Genomic DNA, 22,174 nt, shown 5'->3' with positions numbered 1-22,174 from the left:
GGTGCAGTCGGAGATTTGCGGCTGGTCAGATGACGTTGGGCCGACATGGGCGTCGACGAATGCGTAGAATTTGCCCTTGAGCCCGCGACGGAAGGGTTTTCATTCGGCGACGATCGGCACTGATCAAGCTACGGTCTTTGCGCCCCGCGATCTCGAGCCTTGGGCTCGCGCCGAGCGCTTGATCTTAGGCGTCTAACGCCGGGTAAATCTTCATTGCTTTCATCGCAGCATTCGCGGCGGTGCGCATCCTCAACTGCACAATGATCTGCCGCCGCGTTTAGGTCATCTTCAAACTGGCTGACTTAAATTGCGAGGAGGATTGCCTTGTACGTCACTATCAAATAGGTCGCAGCCATCTTCCGTCCTCAGACAATTGCAAGGAGCGGGTTGGCTACTTACGCCAGCATGGTCTAGGAAGGGTCGCATGGTTGAAACCAGCAAAGCGCTAGGCATTGCAGCGGTAAATAGTCCTCGGAACATAATGCCGGCCGATGCGGGGAATTGCCGTTGTCGTTGAAGACACGGGTGGGGGCATTCCGGAGGAAATCGGCGGTCAGCTCTTCAAGCCATTTGTGACCACAAAGGCAAGCGGAATGGGTATCGGGCTGTCCATCTCGAAGCAGATCGTCGAGGCGCACGGCGGTGAAATGGCTGTCTCGAAAAATGCGGTCGGCGGAGCCACTTTCCGGTTCACGCTTCCCGCCTATGTAGATGAACGGATCGTTGCAAATGACTGATTATACGGTGCACATTGTTGATGACGAAGAGCCGGTCAGGAAGTCGCTGACCTTCATGACAATGAACGGATTCGCCGCGAAAATGCATCAATCGGCCGAGGCCTTTCTGGCTTTCGCGCCGAACGTCAGAAACGGCATCCTCGTGATGGATCTGAGAATGCCGGAGATGTCCGGTGTGGACCTCCTGCGCAATCTCGGCGATCACAAGATCAATATACCCTCGATCGTGATTACCGGGCACGGCGACGTACCCATGGCGGTAGAGGCCATGAAAGCGGGAGCCGTGGATTTCATCGAAAAACCTTTCGAGGGATACCGTGATCATCGAGGCAATCGAGAGGGCATCTGAACATCTGGTCGTTCCGCAAGCCGATGCGGGCGAAGGCAACCATATCCGAGCAAGGCTCCAGACGCTGAGCGAGAGAGAACGCCAGGTGCTATCGGCTGTAGTGGCGGGCCTCCCCAATAAGTCGATTGCCTATGACCTGGACATCAGTCCTCGCACCGTCGAGGTGCATCGCGCGAACGTCATGGCCAAAATGAAGGCGAAGAGCCTTCCCCACCTCGTGCGAATGGCTCTCGCCGGTGGCTTCGGTCCTTCCTGATCCACCGAGTTGATCTCGCGCAATGCGGCGCGTTGCCGCAAGGGGCGTAATGGCGGCTCATTGCGGCAGATGCACGTCACATTGCGCGGGACTCAAATTGTTGGATGCGAAAACCATCATCGTCGTCGCGGCGGACCAGGGCCTCCGGCGGTCCGTGGCATTCGCGCTTGAGGTCGAAGGATATGCGACCCAGTCGTACGACACCTTGCGGACAGCCGAAGATGCTTCCCGGCTGGCGCTCTGCACGGTCCTGGACGACGACATACTCAGATCCGAGCCTCAGGCCGCCGCGCAATTCCTTAGCAATCGCGGGGGCCCGGCCATCCTGCTGGTTGATGGCCTGTCGGCCCTTCAGCAACGTGTGGATTACACGACATTGACGAAACCGTTCACCGGTGCCGACCTGCTCGGCGTGATCAACAGCCTGATCGAGGCGGCTAAGTAGTTCCCTTTAGTGATCTAACCGAATATCCCCGGGTCACGCGAATTGGCAATCTGTCCCCACATCGAACGGGGGATAATCCATGTACGCCGCTGCAACCGCCAAACCACAGTCCATTGAGGCCGAACACCTTGGACCGGCCCCAATTTCTGGGCCCCATCTTGTCGCCACCTACAAGCCGGGTCGCGAGATCTATGCCCAGGGTGATCTGATTGACAAGTGCTATCAGGTTTCGACCGGAGCCGTGCGTGTCTACCGCCTCCTTTCAGATGGACGCCGACAAGTCGTATCCTTTCATCTCCCAGGCGAAATGTTCGGGTTCGAAGCGGGACCCAACCATGCATTCTTTGCCGAAGCCATCACGGAAACAACACTGGGCGTCTTCGGTCGCCGGCATATGCAGGAGCGTTCGCGGGAGCTTCTCGCGCTCGCCTTGACCGGCATGGCACGGGCTCAGCAGCATCTTCTGGTGATCGGCAGGCAATGTGCCGTGGAACGGATTGCCGCATTCCTCGTCGATCTTTGCGAGCGTCAGGGAGGATGCAGGCAGCTACGCTTGCCCATGTCGCGACAGGATATCGCGGACTATCTCGGCCTGACGATCGAAACAGTGTCGCGCGTGGTGACGAAACTGAAGGCGCGCAGCGTCATCGCGCTTAGGGACGCAAGGACGATCGACATCGTGAGGCTGGAAGCTCTGCGTTCGCTCTGCGATTGACCCTGCAGTGGTTGCGCGCTCAGCCCTCTCCCCGGGTTGCAGCAGCCGACCGGGCGTGGTGGGAGCAGGGGAAAAGCTATGTTCGTATGGGAGATTTCTTGTGTTGAATGTCACGGATAGTCGCCGCTGGAGATCTGGCGCGATTGGGTTGTTGCAGGGACGGCCAGCCCTACATCGTGCCGATCAGGTACGCGCTCTTGGGCAATTGCATCTACTGTTCTTCCATGTCCGGCCAGAAGATCGATTGGACGCGCAACAATCAAAGATGTCGCTCCAGATAGAGGAGTTTGCCAGCAACCGCCAATGGAAAAGCGCGGCCGTGTTTGGCCGTTGCCGCGAACCAACGGCGGCGCACGACCACCATGATGAGCGCATACACGCCTGGTCCTTGCGCGAAAAAAAGCCAAATTGGTGGAAGCCAGGCGGTCTCAAACCTGTAGCAAAGCCGTCTGCCCACATCTTCGTCTGCGTTGAGATGGACGAGATAGCGGCCCGGGCAGCAAGCGCTGCTGTATCCGGCGTACTGCGCGCGGAGCTTGCATCAAGACCGCAATGTGCCCGGGTCACCGGTCCCGCGAACAGGGGCCTGGCTGCCATGTTTCCGACGTCGCGGTCACTCCGGTTTCCGAGGCATGCGCGGCGACGCTCCCATTGTCTTGATCTGAATCAAGGTGCCGAAGCTATGGCAATTCTCGAACGACGTTGGCGGCTTGCGCGCAAGCGTTCACCGTCAGCGATTAGAAAAGAAGTTGGGGTCCAACCATGAAACACACAGTCGAGATGGTCGTACTTGCCGTCGGCGCCTTCCTGGCGCTGGTCGGAGCAGGCCTCGCCCAGGACCGCCTTTTCGGCGCGCACATGTGGGTACTGTTCTTCGTGCTGCTCGGCGGCACATTGGTGCTCCTGCGCCGTGTTGATTTCCGTCCGGCTGCCGCGGGTCGCCGGGCCGGAGAGACGGAATATTTCGACGAGGTCGTGAAGTACGGCGTCATCGCCACGGTATTCTGGGGCGTGGTCGGCTTTCTCGTAGGCGTCGTCGTTGCCCTGCAACTTGCCTTCCCCGACCTCAATGTGGAGCCCTGGTTCAGCTTCGGCCGCATGCGGCCGCTCCACACGTCGGCCGTGATCTTCGCGTTCGGCGGCAACGCACTGATCGCCACGTCCTTCTATGTGGTTCAGCGCACGAGTCGAGCGCGCCTCTTCGGCGGAGATCTCGGCTGGTTCGTTTTCTGGGGTTATCAGCTTTTCATCGTGCTTGCAGCGACCGGCTACCTGCTCGGCATCACGCAGTCGCGCGAATACGCGGAACCGGAATGGTACGTCGATCTTTGGCTGACGATCGTATGGGTCGCTTATCTGGCCGTCTTCCTCGGCACGATCCTGATGCGCAAGGAGCCGCACATCTACGTCGCGAACTGGTTCTATCTCGCCTTCATCGTGACGATCGCCATGCTGCACATCGTCAACAACCTGGCGGTGCCGGTATCGTTCATGGGTTCCAAGAGCTATTCGGCCTTCGCCGGCGTCCAGGACGCGCTGACGCAATGGTGGTACGGCCACAACGCGGTCGGCTTCTTCCTGACCGCCGGCTTTCTGGCAATGATGTACTACTTCATCCCGAAGCAGGTGAATCGCCCCGTCTATTCCTACCGGTTGTCGATCATCCATTTCTGGGCGCTGATCTTCATGTACATCTGGGCAGGTCCCCACCACCTGCACTACACGGCATTGCCGGATTGGGCGCAGACGCTCGGCATGGTCTTCTCCATCATGCTCTGGATGCCTTCCTGGGGCGGCATGATCAACGGCTTGATGACGCTCTCCGGTGCCTGGGACAAGATCCGTACGGATCCGGTCGTCCGCATGATGGTCATGGCCGTCGCCTTCTACGGCATGGCGACCTTCGAGGGGCCCATGATGTCGATCAAGACCGTCAATTCGCTGAGCCACTATACCGACTGGACCATCGGTCACGTCCATTCCGGCGCGCTCGGATGGAACGGACTGATCACCTTCGGCGCGATCTACTATCTGGTGCCGAAGCTCTGGAACCGGGAGCGTCTTTACAGCCTGCAAATGGTCAACTGGCACTTTTGGCTCGCGACCCTAGGCATCGTCGTCTATGCCGCCACCATGTGGGTAGCGGGCATCCAGCAGGGGCTGATGTGGCGCGAATACGATGATCAGGGTTTCCTCGTCTACTCCTTTGCGGAGTCGGTGGCGGCGATGTTCCCGTACTACGTCATGCGCGCCGCCGGCGGCGCCCTGTTCCTCGCCGGCGCGCTCCTCATGGCCTTCAACGTAACAATGACCATCCTCGGCTGCGTGCGCGATGAGGCCGCGGCCCTGGATGCCGCGCCGCTGCCGGCACCGGCGAAATAGGAGGGCAGATTATGTCCATTCTCGATAAACATGCGCTACTCGAACGGAACGCCACGTTGCTCCTCGTTGGCTCGCTGCTCGTCGTCTCCATCGGCGGCATCGTGGAAATCGCACCACTCTTCTATCTCGAAAACACCATCGAGAAGGTCGAGGGCATGCGGCCGTATTCACCGCTGGAGCTCGCCGGACGCGACATCTACGTTCGCGAAGGCTGCTATGTCTGCCACAGCCAGATGATCCGCCCGTTCCGAGACGAGGTCGAGCGCTACGGTCACTATTCACTGGCGGCGGAGTCGATGTACGACCACCCGTTTCAGTGGGGTTCCAAGCGAACCGGACCGGATCTCGCCCGCGTCGGCGACCGCTACTCCAACGAATGGCACGTGCAGCACATGATCGAACCTCGCTCGGTCGTGCCGGAATCTGTGATGCCGAGCTATGCCTTCCTCAAGGAAACGCCGCTCGAGGTGACGAATATTGCCATGAACCTCGAGGCAAACAGGGCGGTCGGCGTTCCCTACACTGATGAGATGATCGACAACGCGACGGCCGACCTAAAGGCCCAGGCGGATCCCGATGCCGATGCTTCCGGCGTGGAGTCACGCTACCCCAAAGCCAAGCTCGCCGACTTTGACGGCGATTCGCAGCGGCTGAGCGAGATGGATGCGCTCATCGCCTATCTCCAGATGCTCGGCACCCTCGTCGACTTCTCCACCTATGACGACGCCGCCGGCTACCGCTGAGAAGGAGGCAACATGGAAACGTACACGGCCATGCGCCATTTCGCCGATAGCTGGGGACTGCTCGCAATGACGTTGTTCTTCCTCGGCGTCGTCTTTTTCATATTCCGCCCCGGCGCCAAGAACGCTGCCGCTCAGGCGTCTGTCATCCCGTTGAAGGAGGACTGATCCATGGCCGACAAGCACATTGACGAGATAAGCGGCGTAGAGACAACCGGGCATGAATGGGACGGCATCCGCGAACTCAACAATCCTCTGCCACGCTGGTGGGTCTACAGCTTCTACGCGACGATCATCTGGGCGATCGGCTATGCGATCGCCTATCCATCATGGCCAATGCTGACGGAAGCGACCAAGGGCGTGCTCGGCTATTCGAGCCGCGCCGAGGTCAGTGCGGAACTGGCCGAAGCGAAGGCAGCTCAGGCGGGTAACCTTGAGCGCATCGCTTCGAGTGCGGTCGAGGACATCGTGGCCAACCCGGAACTGAAGCAGTTCGCGATCACGGCCGGTGCATCTGCCTTCAAGGTGAATTGCGCACAATGTCATGGGTCGGGTGCGGCCGGCGGGAAAGGTTTCCCGAACCTGAACGACGACGAGTGGCTCTGGGGCGGCAAGCCTGAGGAGATCTACCAAACGATTGCGCATGGCATCCGCTACAGCGGAGACGGAGAGACGCGCGTTTCGGAAATGCCGGCCTTTACCGACATGCTGGCGCCGCGCGAGGTACGGGCGACCGCAGCCTACGTGGCCAGCCTCACCGGAACACCCTCCAACCCGGCGCTCGTGGAACCCGGCAAGCAGCTCTTCGCCGAGAACTGCGCCTCGTGCCATGGAGCGGATGCGAAAGGCACCCGCGAATTCGGTGCGCCCAATCTTGCCGACGCGATCTGGCTGAACGGCGAGGGGGAGCAGGCGATCATCGATCAGATGAAATCGCCGAAGCATGGCGTCATGCCAGCCTGGTTGCAGCGCATCGGCGATCCGGTGGTGAAAGAGCTTGCGGTCTTCGTTCATTCGCTCGGCGGCGGCGAGTAGCGGATACGAGATCCCGTCGGCCGAACGAGAGCGGTGTGGCCGGCGCAGCGACTTCCCTCTGTGAAGTTGTTCACTGCCGCGGGCGGGTCAGTGGCTCCCTTCTTCCGAAGAACTTTGGCTGACGAGCCGGGCACTTGGAGGCGGGTTGCGCCAGACGGATCTCAGCGTGCCCGGCGTTCACTGCGGTGCTTGCATCACCACCATCGAGACGGCGTTGCGGGAAAGATCCAAGTCGAACAGTCGAACGGGCACGCGTCAATCTCTCCACCCGCCGCATCTCGATCGTCTGGAAAGAGGAGGTCGCTGGAAAGCGCAGCGACCCTGGAGAACTGGTGCGCGCGATCAGCGAGCGCGGCCACGAGACGCACATCTCACGCACGGTGAGGGGAAGGGGATGCCGTTCTGAAGCAGTTGATCCGTGCGGTCGCGGTGTCGGGCTTTGCTGCGGCCAACATCATGCTGCTTTCCGTGTCCGTCTGGTCGGGTGCGGACGCGGCCACACGCGGTCTCTTCCACTGGGTCTCGGCCATGATCGCAGGGCCGATGCTGATCTACCGCCGGCCGCTTCTTCTATCAGTCCGCCTGGAATGCGCTCCGCCACGGGCGGACGAACATGGACTTGCCGATCGCACTTGCCGTCACTCTCTCCTATGCCATGTCGCTATACGAGACGATCGGCCATGGGGAGCATGCCTGGTTCGACGCGACCGTGACCCTTCTGTTCTTCCTGCTCATCGGCCGACGCTCGACCATATGATGCGCGGCCGCGCACGATCCGCGATCAGGCCTCGCACGGTTATCGCCGCGTGGCGCGACAGTCCTGCATGCCGACGGCTCGCCGGAATATCGCGCCGTCAGTGAGATCGAACCCGGCGAGCGACTGATGATCGCTGCAGGCGAACGAATACCGGTCGACGGCTGCGTGGTATCCGGCACCAGCGACCTGGACCGCTCGGTCAACGGCGAGAGCGAGCCGATTTCGGACAGCTCGGGTGACGCGGTCGAGGCCGGCACGCTCAACCTTACCGGCCCGCTGGTGCTCCGGGCGACGGCAAACGCGCGCAACTCCTTCCTTGCCGAGATCATGGGGCTGATGGAGGCGGCCGAAGGCGGGAGGGCGCTAAGCCGGTGTCATCCACCGCGCGGATGAAGGTGATCCAAACAATCGATTTTACTAATCATCAAGTGTGCTCGATAGGAGACAAGGTGAAAGAATTCAAGTGAGTGCGGGCCCGTGCACTAAAGACGCCGGGCATAGTCAAGGCGATGCAATAGTCAACATCGGCAACCCCCTATCAACCATCAAAGACGTTCTGAGAGGAGACGATGACACGCACTCAAAAAGAGAAGATGCTCGCAGGCGAGATGTACAATGCAGCGGATCCAGAAATCCAAGCCGACTTGCTGGCCGCTGGGGCTTGGCTGAAGCGCTACAATAGTACTTTGGGCGACTCCGCCGAGCAGTGGCATTTGTTCCTCCGCGAACGGCTAGGCGAGGTTGGGCCTGGAGCGGTTATCCGTCCGCCCTTTCACTGCGATTACGGCTTCAACATCAGTATCGGAGCCCACGCCTATATGAACTTCAACTGCGTCATCCTCGACGTGGCAAAGGTGACGATCGGCGATGGGACCGCAATTGGGCCTGCTGTGCAGATCTATACCGCCGATCATCCGGATGACCCCGAGCAGCGGCAGGCGGGGCTGCAGCTCGGGCGACCCGTCCGCATTGGAAAGCACGTATGGATTGGCGGTGGCGCGATCATCCTCCCGGGCGTGACCATTGGCGATCATGCGGTCGTTGGCGCGGGCAGCGTAGTCACGCGCGACGTCCCTGCGGGCGCAAAAGTAATGGGAAGCCCAGCTCGGGTAAGGGGCTGACCTTCGGCTCCTTGGTGGCGCGCTTGCCAGATGGTTCGAGCTCTCTAGGCGCTCAGCCGACAGTATCCTGTGCTGAGGCCGCGACGCTTCCATGCGTACGTTCGGGGCGCAACAGAATCAGGACCAGCCACTGAAGGCACAGGAAATTGACCGCCGTTAAAACTTGAATAACAACCAACATGCGAAGGGGATATCGATGCCGATAATTATGAGTGTTGTGGGATTTCTCATCCTTTCTATTGTGCCAGCTCATGCATATCTCGACCCCGGCACGGGCAGCATGCTCGTTCAGGGCTTGATCGGTGCGTTGGCGATCGGCGGAGCAGCTGTCTCCGGATACTGGAATAAGATCAGATGGGCTGTCAGATCTTTTTTAGGCCGGGAGAACAATGGCAAGAATGGCGGAAAGTAAGTTGGTGGCGGCCGCACCGAGACCCGGACGCGTCGCCGGTTCCTTTAGAGATCCCTCTGGTCAAGTCTTCCACTTCCAGGATCGCATTCTGCGGACAATGGATTCGGCTGCTGCAATCGAGTTTGCCAGTGCTGAGAGAGTAATGCGACAGCTCGTGGTTGAAGGGCGACTCGTCGACTTCTCAGACGCGGAGCCGAGCCTTCATCAGCTTTTTCAAGGGAGCATTGCTCGAGTTCTGCAGCATCCCCTCCTGGAGCAAATCACCTACCCATACGAGTGGTCGTTTGCTGGATTGAAGGCGGCGGCGCTTTTTCATCTTCAACTGCAGCTTGATCTACTTGATCAGGGTTTTTGCCTGTCGGATGCGACCGCTTATAACGTTCAGTTTGAAGGGTCACGACCAACTTTCATCGATCATCTGTCGATAAAGCCGTACCGCGATGGACAGCTTTGGTATGGACATAAGCAGTTTTGTGAGCAGTTCCTCGTTCCACTGTTACTACGATCCGTTTTCGACATCACGCATCACAGCTGGTATCGCGGCAATCTCGAAGGGGTGCCGAGTGCGGATTTCGTGAAGCTGCTGAGTACCCGACATTGGTTTTCCCACAAGTTGTTCATGCATATCATTTTGCCTGCAAAGCTGCAGTCATCTAGGACATCGCAGACCAAGGTAGATCTTGGAGACTCTCGTGCGAGACGGCTTCCCAAGGATGCCTTCCGCGCCATGCTCGCCCAACTTTACAGCTGGATTAGCGGACTGAAAGTTGATGTTGGAAAACAATCGGTTTGGCAAGGATACGCTGCGAACAACACGTACACAGCTACCCAGAGAAGCGATAAAGGGCAGTACGTCGCAGAGTTTGTCGCTCAACATAAGCCGCGGACTATAATCGACCTTGGCTGCAATACCGGTGACTTTAGCTACGTAGCTTTGGAGAATGGTGCAGAGAAGGCGATAGGCTTTGACTTCGACCCGCACGCGCTCGACGCCGCGTTCGACCGGTCAGTTCAGACATCAAAGAACTTTCTTCCACTCTACCTTGATGCACGTAATCCATCGCCGAGCCAAGGGTGGGGCGAACGGGAGCGTCAAGGGTTCAGCTCAAGGTTTTCGGCAGATGCTGTTCTGGCGCTAGCCTTCGAACATCATTTGGCAATCGCTCACAACGTTCCCCTTGCCGAGGTTGTCGCATGGGTGACCCAAGTTGCACCAAAGGGCATTATCGAATTCGTTCCGAAGGAGGACGAGACTGTGCGACGCATGTTGGCGGGTCGAGAGGACATCTTCAGTGACTACAACGAAGAAGCTTTTGCAAGCGCGCTCAGCCAGAAAGCCCGGGTGGTGCGCAAGCACCTAATACCTGGCAGCAAACGAACTTTGTACACGTTCGAAAGATCGGAGTAAGCAGAAATGAAGCGAATCGTCTTGCTGCTATCACCTCTGGTAATCTTGCTTAGCCCGATCATTGACGCGTTTCAGGGAGTGTATATTGACCCCAGAAGCGATGCAGGGTACGCCGTCATCGCTTGTGTTGCCGTAATTGGGCTCGCCCTGGGCATGATTGCAACCGTTTGCTATAAAAGGGGAGCTGTTGGCAACGTCGTAACAGCAGGCACACTCGCCGTTACCCTTTTCCTTTTTGGCGATCTTTCATACGGTGTTTTCTGGAGACTAGCAGACCACATCGGAATGGGGGGCGCCGCCGCATTGGCGTTTGCTGGACTGGTTGTACTTATTCTTATCCTATTCAAGCTCATGGCCGCTGTGCCCCGTATGATGGCCGCATTTGCCGTAGCCCTACTGGGCTCTACAGTTCTTGATCGCGGCTTGATTACTGAGGCGAGCGCCGAAGAACCCGCGCCGGCCGTGATTTATATCGTGACTGATGAAATGATCGGCATTTCCGGGATCGACACAAGATTACCCCATGGAGCAGAAGCCAAAGCCGCATTGTCGCGGGTTTTCCAGAAACATGGGTTTCGGCTCCATTCCAAGGCTTTCAGTCGCCACATTCTGACTCAGGTTTCAGTACCAGCCGCCTTGAACATGGACTATTCTTATAATTTTCCCGGCGATAGATCGCGTTATGCCTACCCGGGGGAGGTAACAAAGTTCAAGGAACTGTTGTTATTCAATCTGTGGCATCGACAAGGATTATCCGTCAATGTCTTCCAGTCTGCGCATCTTGATTACTGCAAAACTGAAGCGCTAGTCGACTGTCACACCTTCGCATCATTTGACGGAAGTAGATTTATTCAACGGCAGCGGATCGAGGGCGGCCCATACCGGGACGTTCCACCCGCTTCCGCTTCGCTGGCGGATGTTAAGGCGCTGGTCGAGGGAAACAGGCAAAGCCTTGCAATGGCAGCCGTTGGCTTCGTGGCCTCCAACTTGCTGGAGACGAAGGAGACGGCACTTCAAGAATGGCACCCGCGATCTTACGACCAACTAGCCTTCCCTTACTGGCTCGGACAGTTTCAGAACATGATTCTAGATAAAGGTCGTGGAAACGCCTTTTTTGCACATTTTCTATTTCCGCATAGTCCCTCGGTCTACAACAAAGATTGCAAACCAACGAACCGTTGGGTTGAGAGGTCCTATCTTACGGAAGTCCGCGGGTTGGCAGGTCAAGAGCTAGATGAAGCGCGGGTGAAAGAATATGGATTCTATTTCGCTCAAACGCTGTGTCTCGCCAAGCAACTAGATAAGTTCTTTAATGCGGTTCTCAGCGATAAGAGATTTCAGGACGCTACGATAGTCGTTCATGGCGACCACGGCTCACGTATTTCTGCGGGTAGAAATGTCGAGACTATGTCTCCGAGGGATTACGTCGACAATTATTCCGCTCTTTACGCGGTCAGAAAGCCGGGCGTGGCGACGGGTACGGACTACAAGCTACGCTCGGTCCAGTGGTTAAACGCTTCTCTGTTCCGTGGCAATGTATCAGAGGTTGCCCCGACCGTAGTAGGATCTATGCAGGGTAAATCTGACGATCCAGCAGTGTACGCACCCATTACCGACCCAGACCACGTTGCTATAATGCCGATGCATGACTTTGACGCATCCCATTGATCACTCGCCTGCATCGGCGGACTCATCGCTTCAGCGGGCCTCCCATTAGATCCCCACGGCCCACACACTTTCTGCGCAGCCGAAATGGCTCCGCACCGCAACTCGCCGCTAGGAATGGGCAACCCGAAACGGCTGGAGCGAAAATTGGATAAACTTGCGGGCAGGGTCAATCGCTCTCAGCTTGCGAAAGAGCTAATCTCCGCGCTATCGCTTGCGCGCCTACAAGTAAACGTTGAAGAGTCAGGCCAATTGGCTCGCATCAGTCGATCAAGAGATAATTGGCTATGTTTCAGCTATTTAGGAACGAACACGCTACCTTAGAAGCGAGAAGCAAGTCTGTGTGGCCACGGTCCGTTCAACCTTTCAACCGCGCAACTGTCGACGTCGACAAACTCGCCCTTGTTCTCCAAGGGTAGGGGAGGGAATGGACCACTGGCGGTCTCGGGTACGGAAATGATTAGACCGGACAGCGTGGTGTTGCCTGGAACGGACGCGCTTTGCGTCTCGTTCGGCATTTTCTCTTCGGCAAAGCTGGGTGTACGACCGCCCGCCAAAGGATCAAGGCTCTCGACTATCCTCTCGAACACGTCGTGAGCCGACGATACAACGTGGTTCCGAACGAAGGAGTAGCACTTCACTGAGTAGCAACCGCCGATGGATTGTTCAATGTACGCGCGGCACGAGGCGACACCTTCACGCCCATTGAGACCTGCACGACGGTCGCGGTACGGCACTGCATTGCAGGATATGCCGTAGTTCGCCTTTCTCAATTTTTTTGTATGCTCGAAGGGTTCACGCGATGGCGCGATAATGGAGTGATCGAGGGGTCAAATGCGACTCCTCGAGATGGTGAGCACGCCCCGCGGCGGAACTTTGACATCATGAGCCTGGCTCAATGCGGTGATATCAAGCATCATAAATAGGTGCGGCCACGGCCCAGCAATTCGGACTTCACGAGTCCCGTTGCTACGCATCGGAAACATCGACGCGATAGTGATCGCGAGCAACTGGTCATGGCAGTTGCCTTAAGCGGGGCATCCAGGTTATATACTGGTACGCCATAATACGGCAGGGCGGATTCGTTCTCGTGCGGAGCTTATACCTGATTGGGCGGATTTAGACGAGGTGAGCCGATGAACGATGCACTGGCAGGGAATGCCATTCGGGTAGAGCGCCCGACAAAGACATTGCGGGAACTGGCGCTCGACAAGGTGCGGGACGCTATTGTAGACGGTTATTTCAGACCGGGTGATCGCCTTGTCGAGCGCGATCTGTGTGCGCAACTCGGTGTCAGTCGTACAATCGTCCGTGAGGTGCTGCGGCACCTCGAATCCGAGGGCCTCGTCGCGAACTTGCCTAACAAAGGGCCGATCGTCGCGCGTCTAGATCTGAATGAAGCGAAGCAGATCTACGAAATTCGCGGCGCCCTCGAAGGGATGGCCGCCCGACTTTGTGCGGAGCGAAAAGACTCGACCATTGTTGCAGCCCTTGACGCGTCCTTGGAAGGCATCCGCCAGAGCTATGCTGCTAAGGATATGCCCGCGGTTCTCAATCACACCTCCGCTTTCTACCAGACGCTTTTTACCAAGGTCGATCGCCACGTTGCCTGGGGTGTCGTCAGCCTGCTGACCGTCCGGATCAACCATCTCCGTTCCATGACGATCAAGACTAGGAATCGTGACGTCGAAGGACCGGCACAGATGGAAAAGATCGTTGAGGCCATCCGAAAAGGCGACGGTGAAGCGGCTTACAAGGCTGCCCTTGATCATGTCGCCAGAGCTTCCGTCATCGCGGAGGCCGTACTCTCAGCGCAGCAGACGGGCGACTGACGAGGTTACGACTACGATCCGCGACGAAGGCTGCCTCAACCCACCTCACACTGGCTCTCAGATCTGCTCGTTGGCCGCCAGCGGACTGGCGCCTCCCTTCTTCTGATTGCACTCGTTGGGTAATCCGTAGCGTTTGTGCAGCATGATGTGGTGGGTATTGCCCTATGGAACATCCTTCGGGTTGTGCCGCCGCCTGAACGCCATCCTCTGAACGCATGAGAATCGCCGCTTAACGTGGCCGCTGCTGACGTGCTCGGGTTTGCGCACGATGCGTCATCCCCCGCATTCTGCAAATTCCGAGGCAATCCGCCCCCTGATTCCGAAATGATCTCGCCCCCCAATTCCGAGAAATAGTCGCCCCCTGATTCCGAGATGATGCCGCCCCCATCGGAAAGCATCTGGCGTGGGTGTTCTGCTGGTGTGAAGTTTCTTCCTTCGACGTGACGAGGAAGGAACGGGATGCCTGCGGAGAGACTGGAGATGCGGCGTGTCCGCGAGATATTGAGATATCGCTTCGAACAAGGACTTGGCCACAAGTCGATCGCGGTTCGGGTTGGAGCTGCGCCATCGACGGTGCGCGAGACGCTTCGGCGTGCGGCCATTGCGGAGCTATCGTGGCCGTTGGGTGACGACATCAGCGATGCAGTCCTGGAAGCGGCGCTTTACAAGGCAGCCGGGACGAAGACGGGTCATCGTCGGAGCCCTGAGCCGGACTGGACGCAGGTCCACCGCGAGCTGAAGCGCAAGCATATGACGCTGCAGATCCTTTGGGACGAATACATCAGCCGTTATCCGGAGGGCTATCGTTACAGTCGCTTCTGTGACCTCTACCGCGGCTGGGCGATGAAGTTGCCTGTGACGATGCGGCAGGATCACGCGGCCGGCGACAAGCTGTTCGTCGACTACGCCGGCGACACGGTCACGGTTGTCGTTGATCGGCTGTCCGGCAAGACACGGCAGGCGCACCTGTTCGTGGCGGTTCTGGGAGCATCCAGCCTTTCATATGCGCAGGCACGTTGGAGCGAGACGCTTCCCGACTGGATTGAATGCCATATCCTGGCGCTGGAGTTCTTTGGCGGTGCGCCAGCCTTGCTGGTTCCCGACAATGCCAAGGTAGCGATCATCAAGGCCTGCCACTTCGATCCCCAGGTCAACCGGACGTATTGCGGGATGGCGGCCCATTATGGCAGCGCCGTCTTGCCGACGCGGCCGCGACGCCCGCGGGACAAGGCGAAAGTGGAAGCTGCGGTTCGTATCGTCGAACGTTGGCTGTTGGGCCGGCTGCGCCATCGCATCTTCTATAGTTTGGCCGAGGTCAATGCGGCGATTGGCCAATTGCTCCATGATCTCAATGATAAGCGCGTTCTGCGCCGTGTCGGCGCCACGCGCCGCCAATTGTTCGAGGAGCTTGATCGTCCGGCTTTGCGACCGCTGCCTGTCGAACGTTATGTCTTTGCCGAATGGCGTATCCGGCGCGCCGGGCTGGATTATCACGTCGAGATCGAGCGGCACTATTATTCCGTTCCCTATCGCTTTGCCCGCGAGCAGGTCGAGGCTCGTATCACCGCCAATACGATCGAGATCTTCCACAAGGGCGAGCGAATTGCCGCTCACCGGCGCTCCAGCGGCAACGGCAAGCACACGACGATCCCCGATCATATGCCCTCTGCGCATCGCCGCTTTGCCGACTGGACGATTGAACGGATTCAACGCGAAGCCTCTGCGATGGGGCCGGATGTTGCGCTGTTGTGCGAGCGCATTCTTGCCGACAGGCCTCATCCCGAGCAGGGCTTTCGAGCTTGCCTCGGCATCATCCGCCTCAACAAGAGCTTCGGCCGCGACAGGGTCAATGCCGCTTGCGGCCGTGCGTTGGAGATTGGCGCACGAACCTATGGCTCGGTGCGATCCATCCTCGACAATCACCTTGACCGGACGGCTGCCTCAAATGGAGCGGCGCCGCATGAACCGATCCATCACGCCAACATCCGCGGACCTCGCTATTACCACTAAGGAGAACGAAAGATGCTTGCCCATCCAACACTGGATAAATTGAATGCCATGGGCCTGGCCGGCATGGCAAAGGCCTTTGGCGAACTTGTTGCCAACGGCGAAGCCGAACATCTCTCGCACGCCGAATGGCTCGGACTGCTGCTCGAACGGGAATGGAGCTCCCGTTACGATCGGAAGCTTGCGGCACGCCTCAGGTTTGCCAAGCTTCGCCACCAGGCCACCCCAGAAGATGTCGACTATCGCGCCGACCGCGGCCTCGACCGTGCTCTCTTCATGAAGCTGCTCGGTGGCGACTGGATCAACGCCCATGACAATCTGGCCATTTGCGGACCCTCGGGTGTCGGAAAGAGTTGGTTGGCTTGCGCTCTCGGCCACAAGGCTTGCCGAGACGATCGCTCAGTTCTCTATCAGCGTGTCCCAAGGCTGTTTGCCCAGCTTGCGCTCGCGCGTGGTGATGGCCGCTACGCCCGCCTGCAACGAACCTTGGGCCATGTTCAGCTCCTGATACTGGATGATTGGGGGCTCGAGCCGCTCAACGAACAGGCCCGCCACGACCTGCTGGAAATCCTCGAAGATCGCTATGGACGCAAATCAACGATCATTACCAGCCAACTTCCCGTGTCCGCATGGCACGGCGTCATTGGCGACCCAACCTACGCCGATGCCATACTCGACAGGTTGGTCCACAATGCCCACCGCATCGAATTGAGCGGCGATAGTCTGCGCCGAAATCTACCGCGCAAAGCTTGACACCTCGCCTGAATGAACTGACAACAATCATCGCCTGCAGACCCCACTAAACAGGGGGCGAGATCATCCCGGAAACCGGGGGCGCAATCATCTCGGAACAAAGGGGCGGCTTCATCGGAATCGGCACGCATTCCGCTGCAAAAAACCGACCGCGATCAAAGCGCTCGGTTTGCGTTCGCCCTCAATCGCAAATTTTTTCCTACCAAAATCGGGCACTTGGCCGGAATTCGGGCTTTGCGTTGAAGAGCCACTTGACTGTCTTATATGATGGCATACCATAAGATCAAATAGCTCACAGGAAGGATGTCCTATGCCCGTTCAGATCCGCAAGACGCTTCTCCAGATGGAAACGACCCTGATCGAGGGCGGGAAAGCCGCCCCTCTGCCGTTAAAGCTGTTTTCGGCGGTGGCGGTGGTGAAAAATCCGTGGGTTGGGCACGGCTTCGTCGAAGATCTGAGGCCGGAGATTCACAGGGCGGCACCGGTACTGGGCGAGCTTCTAACTAGGATGATCATCGATGCCGTTGGTTCCGCCGAGGCGGTTGAAGCTTATGGGAAAGCCGCCGTGGTCGGGATTGATGGCGAAATCGAGCATGCCTCGGCGCTCATCCATACCTTGCGTTTCGGCAATCATTATCGCCAAGCGGTTGGCGCCAAATCATACCTGGCCTTCTGCAATACGCGCGGCCCTGCCAATGCCCCCATCATGATCCCCCTGATGGACAAGAACGACGAGGGGCGCCGTTCGCACTACCTGACGATCCAGACCGCAGTACCCGATGCCCCAGCCGCCGATGAAATCGTGGTGGCTCTTGGCGCCTCGACTGGCGGACGTCCTCATCACCGGATCGGCGACCGTTACGAGGATTTGAAGGAGCTTGGGCAAGATGTCACCAATCCGGCCGGCGTCTGAGCGGCGGTGGACACCTCGATGCAAACGGTTACATCACACACATTCGGGGAGGGCGGCGCCTCCCTTCCGCGCAAGACCACTGCGCGCGGCACCGCCTATTTCGAAGCCGGCGATGGAGAGACGTTAATCCTCATTCACGGCGTTGGTATGCGCCTAGAGGCTTGGGCGCCACAAATCGAGGCTTTCGCAAAAACCCACCGGGTTTTCGCATTAGACATGCCGGGGCATGGCGCAAGCGAAAAAATCCCAGCGGGCAGCACGGTGCGGGACTATGTTGCTTGGTTTGGCTGCTTCCTGGAAGACCTGAGCATCGCACGGGCGAGTATCGCCGGACATTCGATGGGTGCACTTATTTCCGGAGGCGCGGTGGCAACATTTTCCGACCGGATCACTCGTGTCGCTTATCTCAACGGCGTTTATCGCCGCGACGCCGCGGCGAAAGCTGCAGTCCTGGCGCGCGCTGAAGCTATCCGTAAAAACGGGGTCGACGCGGAAGGGCCTTTGGAGCGGTGGTTCGGCGAGGATCCGGAGAGCCAACGTGCTCGAGAGCTAACACGAACATGGTTGGAGATGGTCGATCCGGAAGGATACGCGATTGCCTATGCCGCCTTTGCGGGGGGCGATGAGATCTATGCAGACTGCTGGCCGTCCGTCGAATGCCCGGCTCTCTTCCTAACGGGCTCGGGAGATCCGAATTCGACACCGGAAATGGCCAAACAGATGGCGTCTGTGACGCCAAAGGGATGGGCACGCATTGTCGATGGTCACAGACATATGGTCAATCTAACCGCCCCCGAGATCGTCAACGCGTTGATGTCCGAATGGCTGACTTCCAGGGAGAAACCGAGATGACTGCGGAAGTTTTCGACCCGAGAGCCTTGCGAGACGCGTTCGGCGCATTCGCAACCGGAGTGACGGTGGTGACGGCGAGCGATGCGGCAGGCAAGCCAATCGGCTTTACGGCCAATTCCTTTACGTCCGTCTCATTGGATCCGCCGCTGCTGCTCGTTTGCCTTGCCAAGAGCTCGCGCAATTATGAATCGATGACTTCGGCAGGGCGTTTCGCCATCAACGTCTTGTCCGAAACGCAAAAAGACGTCTCGAATACATTTGCCCGCCCCGTGGAGGATCGGTTTGCAGCGGTCGATTGGCGGCTTGGCCGGGACGGCTGCCCGATATTCTCAGATGTGGCAGCCTGGTTCGAGTGTTCGATGCAGGACATCATCGAGGCGGGCGATCATGTCATCATAATTGGTCGCGTTACCGCCTTCGAAAACAGCGGCCTCAATGGCCTGGGTTACGCCCGGGGCGGCTACTTCACGCCGAGGTTGGCAGGAAAGGCGGTTTCCGCTGCCGTTGAGGGAGAAATTCGTCTCGGTGCGGTGCTCGAACAGCAGGGCGCTGTATTTCTGGCAGGCAATGAAACCCTGTCGCTTCCGAATTGCACAGTCGAAGGCGGCGATCCAGCGCGCACGCTTGCCGCGTTTCTCGAACAACTGACCGGGCTGAACGTCACCATCGGATTTCTCTACTCGGTTTACGAGGACAAGAGCGATGGTCGTCAAAACATCGTTTACCACGCGCTTGCCAGCGACGGTGCACCACGACAAGGCCGGTTTGTCAGGCCGGCGGAGCTGGCTGCGGCCAAGTTCAGCAGCAGCGCGACCGCCGATATCATCAATCGTTTCGTACTCGAAAGCTCTATCGGCAATTTCGGCATGTATTTCGGCGACGAGACCGGCGGCACGGTCCATCCGATCGCGAAGAAGGACGCACACTCATGAAATTCTCGCTCTTCGTTCACATGGAGCGCCTGGATGCTTCGCAAGACCACAAGACGCTGTACGAAGAATTCATCAAGCTGTGCGAAATCGCCGACAAAGGCGGCATGCACGCGATCTGGACCGGTGAACACCATGGAATGGAGTTCACCATTGCGCCGAATCCTTTCGTAACGATTGCGGACCTTGCCCGTCGCACTAAGACCGCGCGGCTTGGAACCGGCACGGTGATCGCGCCCTTCTGGCATCCGATCAAGCTCGCGGGAGAAGCCGCAATGACGGATCTGATCTGCGAGGGTCGGCTTGACATCGGAATTGCCCGCGGCGCCTATTCCTTCGAGTACGAGCGGCTGCTGCCGGGCCTCGACGCCTGGAGCGCTGGGCAGCGCATGCGCGAACTCATTCCGGCGGTGAAGGGGATCTGGGCGGGTGATTACGCCCACGACGGCGAGTTCTTCAAGTTTCCGGCCACGACCTCGTCACCGAAGCCGCTGCAGAAGCCCCATCCGCCGATATGGGTTGCTGCGCGCGATCCCAACTCGCACGAGTTTGCCGTTGCGAACGGCTGCAATGTGCAGGTGACGCCACTCTGGCAGGACGACGAGGAGGTTCGGAGCCTGATGGCACGGTTCAACGACGCCTGCGCCAAGGATCCAGAGCTCCCGCGACCGAAGATCATGCTGCTGCGGCACACCTATGTCGGCTCCGACGAGGCGGATATCGCGCAGGCAGCTCATGAGATGAGCGTATACTACAATTACTTCTTCGCCTGGTTCAAGAACGAAAGACCGATCAGACAAGGCCTCATCGATCGGATTCCGGAAGAGGAAATTGCCGCCAATGCCATGCTCTCAGGCGAGGCAATGCGACGCAACAACGTCGTCGGCGCAGCCGACGAGGTCATCGCCCGCATCAAGAGCTACGAGGCACTGGGGTATGACGAATATTCCTTCTGGATCGACACAGGCATGACCTTCGAGCGCAAGAAGGCTTCGCTCGAACGCTTCATCGCCGATGTCATGCCAGCATTTGCGGAGTAGGGCACATGCAGCGCTTCCAGTGTTACATCAACGGTGAATTCGCAGACGGCGAAGCCCGCTTCGAAAGCATCGATCCCACCACCGGCCGTGCCTGGGCGGAGATGCCAGAGGCACGGGAAGCGGACGTCAATCGTGCCGTCGAGGCTGCACGTATCGCCCTTCACGACCAGCCATGGTCCACACTGACGGCCACGCAGAGAGGCAAGCTCCTCTACAAGCTTGCCGATCTCGTCGCTGAGAATGCCGGAAGACTTGCCGAGCTGGAGACCCGTGACACGGGCAAGATCATCCGCGAGACCTCGTCGCAGATCGCCTATGTCGCCGACTACTATCGCTACTACGCCGGGATCGCCGACAAGATTGAGGGCTCCTATCTGCCGATCGACAAGCCCGACATGGATGTCTGGCTGCGCCGCGAGCCGATCGGCGTCGTGGCCATGGTCGTGCCGTGGAATAGCCAACTGTTCCTTTCGGCCGTGAAGATCGGTCCGGCACTGGCGGCCGGCTGCACCATGGTGGTGAAGGCCTCGGAGGACGGGCCGGCGCCGCTTCTCGAATTTGCCCGGCTGGTGCATGCGGCGGGTTTTCCCGCCGGTGTCGTCAACATCGTCACCGGCTTCGGCCCATCATGCGGCGCGGCGCTCAGCCGCCATCCGCAGGTCGATCACATAGCCTTCACTGGCGGGCCGGAGACGGCGCGCCATATAGTACGCAATTCAGCGGAAAATCTCGCCTCGACCTCGCTCGAGCTCGGCGGCAAATCGCCCTTCATCGTCTTTGCCGACGCTGATCTTGAAAGTGCGGCCAATGCCCAGATCGCTGGGATCTTTGCCGCGACCGGGCAGAGCTGCGTGGCCGGCTCACGGCTGATCGTCGAGAAAAGTGTCAAGGACCGCTTCTTGCAGATCCTGAAGGCCAAGGCAGAGACAATTCGCATCGGCAGCCCGCTCGAGATGTCGACGGAGGTGGGACCGCTCGCGACGGAGCGCCAATCCAACCACGTCAAGACCCTTGTCGCGCGCTCGCTGGCCGCTGGCGCGAAGCTGGTGACCGGAGGCACAGCGCCGGAGGGCGCCGGGTTCTATTATCGCCCGACCATTCTCGATTGCGACGGCAGCGCATCGCCGTCCCTCGAGAACGAATTCTTCGGTCCTGTGCTCTCGGTTCTGTCTTTCGAGACAGAAGCTGAAGCTCTCCATCTCGCCAACGACTCTCGCTTCGGCCTTGCAGCCGGGGTCTTCACCCAGAATCTCACCCGAGCGCACCGCCTCATGAAGGGAATTCGCGCGGGAATCGTCTGGGTCAATACCTATCGGGCGGTCTCCCCGGTCGCGCCCTTCGGCGGCTTCGGGCTCTCGGGTCACGGGCGTGAGGGCGGCCTGGAGGCGGCGCTCGACTATACCCGGAGCAAGACCGTTTGGCTCAGGACGTCGGACGATCCAATTCCTGATCCCTTCGTGATGCGGTGAGAGCGATGTTTTACGAGATCCGCACCTATCGGCTGAGGAATGGCGCGATCCCTACCTACCTGAAGGTGGTCGAGGAAGAAGGGATAGCCATCCAGAGGAAGCATCTCGGCGAACTTGTCGGCTACTTCTTCTCCGAAATCGGGCCGATCAACGAGATCGTCCATATCTGGGCTTATCCGAGCCTCGATGAGCGCGAGCGTCGGCGAGCCGCACTCATGAACGATGCGGCCTGGCGGGATTTTCTTCCCAAGATACGCGACCTGATAGAAGTCGCTGAAAATAAGATCATGAAGGCGGCGCGATTTTCGCCGACAGGTGCCGTCGCGTCTTAGAACAACCAAGCAAAACCGGAACACG

At 58.7% G+C, this 22,174-nt stretch carries 19 protein-coding genes and 4 pseudogenes; all 23 read left to right on the top strand.

Annotation, left to right across the window (positions count from 1 at the left end):
- Window positions 1-481: 481 nt before the first annotated feature.
- Window positions 482-737 (top strand): annotated as a pseudogene (locus JOH52_RS29515) (ATP-binding protein); the annotation flags it as partial.
- A pseudogene (gene fixJ / locus JOH52_RS29510) lies at window positions 730-1,342 on the top strand (response regulator FixJ). The pseudogenes JOH52_RS29515 and fixJ, both read left to right, overlap by 8 nt.
- A 22-nt stretch (window positions 1,343-1,364) precedes the next feature.
- The gene (locus JOH52_RS29505) at window positions 1,365-1,787 is read left to right on the top strand and encodes a hypothetical protein (protein WP_017272162.1); all 423 of its coding nucleotides are present in this window, start codon (window positions 1,365-1,367) and stop codon (window positions 1,785-1,787) included.
- 79 nt (window positions 1,788-1,866) lie between these two features.
- Window positions 1,867-2,502 (top strand): helix-turn-helix domain-containing protein, encoded by a 636-nt coding sequence (locus JOH52_RS29500; RefSeq protein WP_014531707.1) that lies wholly within the window; start codon window positions 1,867-1,869, stop codon window positions 2,500-2,502.
- Window positions 2,503-2,580: 78 nt separating this feature from the next.
- Window positions 2,581-3,010 (top strand): annotated as a pseudogene (locus JOH52_RS36595) (pyridoxamine 5'-phosphate oxidase family protein); the annotation flags it as partial.
- Window positions 3,011-3,264: 254 nt separating this feature from the next.
- Entirely contained in the window at window positions 3,265-4,884 is a 1,620-nt protein-coding gene (gene ccoN, locus JOH52_RS29495; protein WP_014531705.1) for a cytochrome-c oxidase, cbb3-type subunit I, read from the top strand.
- An 11-nt stretch (window positions 4,885-4,895) separates the two neighbouring features.
- The gene (ccoO, locus tag JOH52_RS29490; RefSeq protein ID WP_014531704.1) at window positions 4,896-5,627 is read left to right on the top strand and encodes a cytochrome-c oxidase, cbb3-type subunit II; all 732 of its coding nucleotides are present in this window, start codon (window positions 4,896-4,898) and stop codon (window positions 5,625-5,627) included.
- A 12-nt stretch (window positions 5,628-5,639) separates the two neighbouring features.
- Window positions 5,640-5,792 carry a CcoQ/FixQ family Cbb3-type cytochrome c oxidase assembly chaperone gene (locus JOH52_RS29485; RefSeq protein ID WP_010967642.1) on the top strand — a complete coding sequence of 51 codons (153 nt, stop codon included), beginning with the start codon at window positions 5,640-5,642 and terminating at the stop codon, window positions 5,790-5,792.
- A gap of 3 nt (window positions 5,793-5,795) precedes the next feature.
- Window positions 5,796-6,659, top strand: coding sequence for a cytochrome-c oxidase, cbb3-type subunit III (ccoP, locus tag JOH52_RS29480; RefSeq protein WP_014531703.1), 864 nt, complete (start codon window positions 5,796-5,798; stop codon window positions 6,657-6,659).
- Between the two features lie 73 nt (window positions 6,660-6,732).
- Window positions 6,733-7,788: pseudogene (locus tag JOH52_RS29475) on the top strand (heavy metal translocating P-type ATPase); the annotation flags it as partial.
- A 197-nt stretch (window positions 7,789-7,985) separates the two neighbouring features.
- A complete protein-coding gene (gene nodL, locus JOH52_RS29470) occupies window positions 7,986-8,537 on the top strand; it encodes a nodulation O-acetyltransferase NodL (RefSeq protein WP_014531700.1) in 552 nt (183 codons plus the stop codon).
- 196 nt (window positions 8,538-8,733) lie between these two features.
- Window positions 8,734-8,949 carry a hypothetical protein gene (locus JOH52_RS29465; RefSeq protein WP_003534891.1) on the top strand — a complete coding sequence of 72 codons (216 nt, stop codon included), beginning with the start codon at window positions 8,734-8,736 and terminating at the stop codon, window positions 8,947-8,949.
- Window positions 8,927-10,357, top strand: a complete 1,431-nt coding sequence (gene noeA, locus JOH52_RS29460) for a nodulation protein NoeA (protein ID WP_014531699.1) — start codon at window positions 8,927-8,929, stop codon at window positions 10,355-10,357. Before JOH52_RS29465 ends, noeA begins: the two co-directional genes overlap by 23 nt.
- A gap of 6 nt (window positions 10,358-10,363) precedes the next feature.
- Window positions 10,364-12,025, top strand: coding sequence for a nodulation protein NoeB (noeB, locus tag JOH52_RS29455; RefSeq protein WP_014531698.1), 1,662 nt, complete (start codon window positions 10,364-10,366; stop codon window positions 12,023-12,025).
- Window positions 12,026-13,158: 1,133 nt separating this feature from the next.
- Entirely contained in the window at window positions 13,159-13,854 is a 696-nt protein-coding gene (locus JOH52_RS29450) for a GntR family transcriptional regulator (protein ID WP_014528546.1), read from the top strand.
- A gap of 480 nt (window positions 13,855-14,334) precedes the next feature.
- Window positions 14,335-15,864, top strand: coding sequence for an IS21 family transposase (gene istA, locus JOH52_RS29445; RefSeq protein ID WP_014531024.1), 1,530 nt, complete (start codon window positions 14,335-14,337; stop codon window positions 15,862-15,864).
- Between the two features lie 12 nt (window positions 15,865-15,876).
- Window positions 15,877-16,614: an IS21-like element helper ATPase IstB gene (istB, locus tag JOH52_RS29440; protein ID WP_012477343.1), complete on the top strand. Its 738-nt coding sequence runs from the start codon at window positions 15,877-15,879 to the stop codon at window positions 16,612-16,614.
- 310 nt (window positions 16,615-16,924) lie between these two features.
- The gene (locus tag JOH52_RS29435; protein ID WP_014531696.1) at window positions 16,925-17,527 is read left to right on the top strand and encodes an amino acid synthesis family protein; all 603 of its coding nucleotides are present in this window, start codon (window positions 16,925-16,927) and stop codon (window positions 17,525-17,527) included.
- 18 nt (window positions 17,528-17,545) lie between these two features.
- Window positions 17,546-18,379: an alpha/beta fold hydrolase gene (locus JOH52_RS29430; RefSeq protein WP_014528549.1), complete on the top strand. Its 834-nt coding sequence runs from the start codon at window positions 17,546-17,548 to the stop codon at window positions 18,377-18,379.
- On the top strand, window positions 18,376-19,311 hold the full coding sequence (locus tag JOH52_RS29425) for a flavin reductase family protein (RefSeq protein WP_015242446.1): 936 nt from the start codon (window positions 18,376-18,378) through the stop codon (window positions 19,309-19,311). Before JOH52_RS29430 ends, JOH52_RS29425 begins: the two co-directional genes overlap by 4 nt.
- Window positions 19,308-20,348, top strand: coding sequence for an LLM class flavin-dependent oxidoreductase (locus JOH52_RS29420; RefSeq protein ID WP_014531693.1), 1,041 nt, complete (start codon window positions 19,308-19,310; stop codon window positions 20,346-20,348). Before JOH52_RS29425 ends, JOH52_RS29420 begins: the two co-directional genes overlap by 4 nt.
- Before the next feature lie 5 nt (window positions 20,349-20,353).
- On the top strand, window positions 20,354-21,817 hold the full coding sequence (locus JOH52_RS29415; RefSeq protein WP_010967420.1) for an aldehyde dehydrogenase: 1,464 nt from the start codon (window positions 20,354-20,356) through the stop codon (window positions 21,815-21,817).
- A gap of 5 nt (window positions 21,818-21,822) precedes the next feature.
- A complete protein-coding gene (locus tag JOH52_RS29410; RefSeq protein ID WP_003536940.1) occupies window positions 21,823-22,149 on the top strand; it encodes an NIPSNAP family protein in 327 nt (108 codons plus the stop codon).
- Window positions 22,150-22,174 lie beyond the last annotated feature (25 nt).

Origin of the sequence: Sinorhizobium meliloti, from assembly GCF_017876815.1 — a bacterium.
GTDB classification, from domain to species: domain Bacteria; phylum Pseudomonadota; class Alphaproteobacteria; order Rhizobiales; family Rhizobiaceae; genus Sinorhizobium; species Sinorhizobium meliloti.
This window is presented reverse-complemented; position numbering and strand designations above follow the sequence as displayed.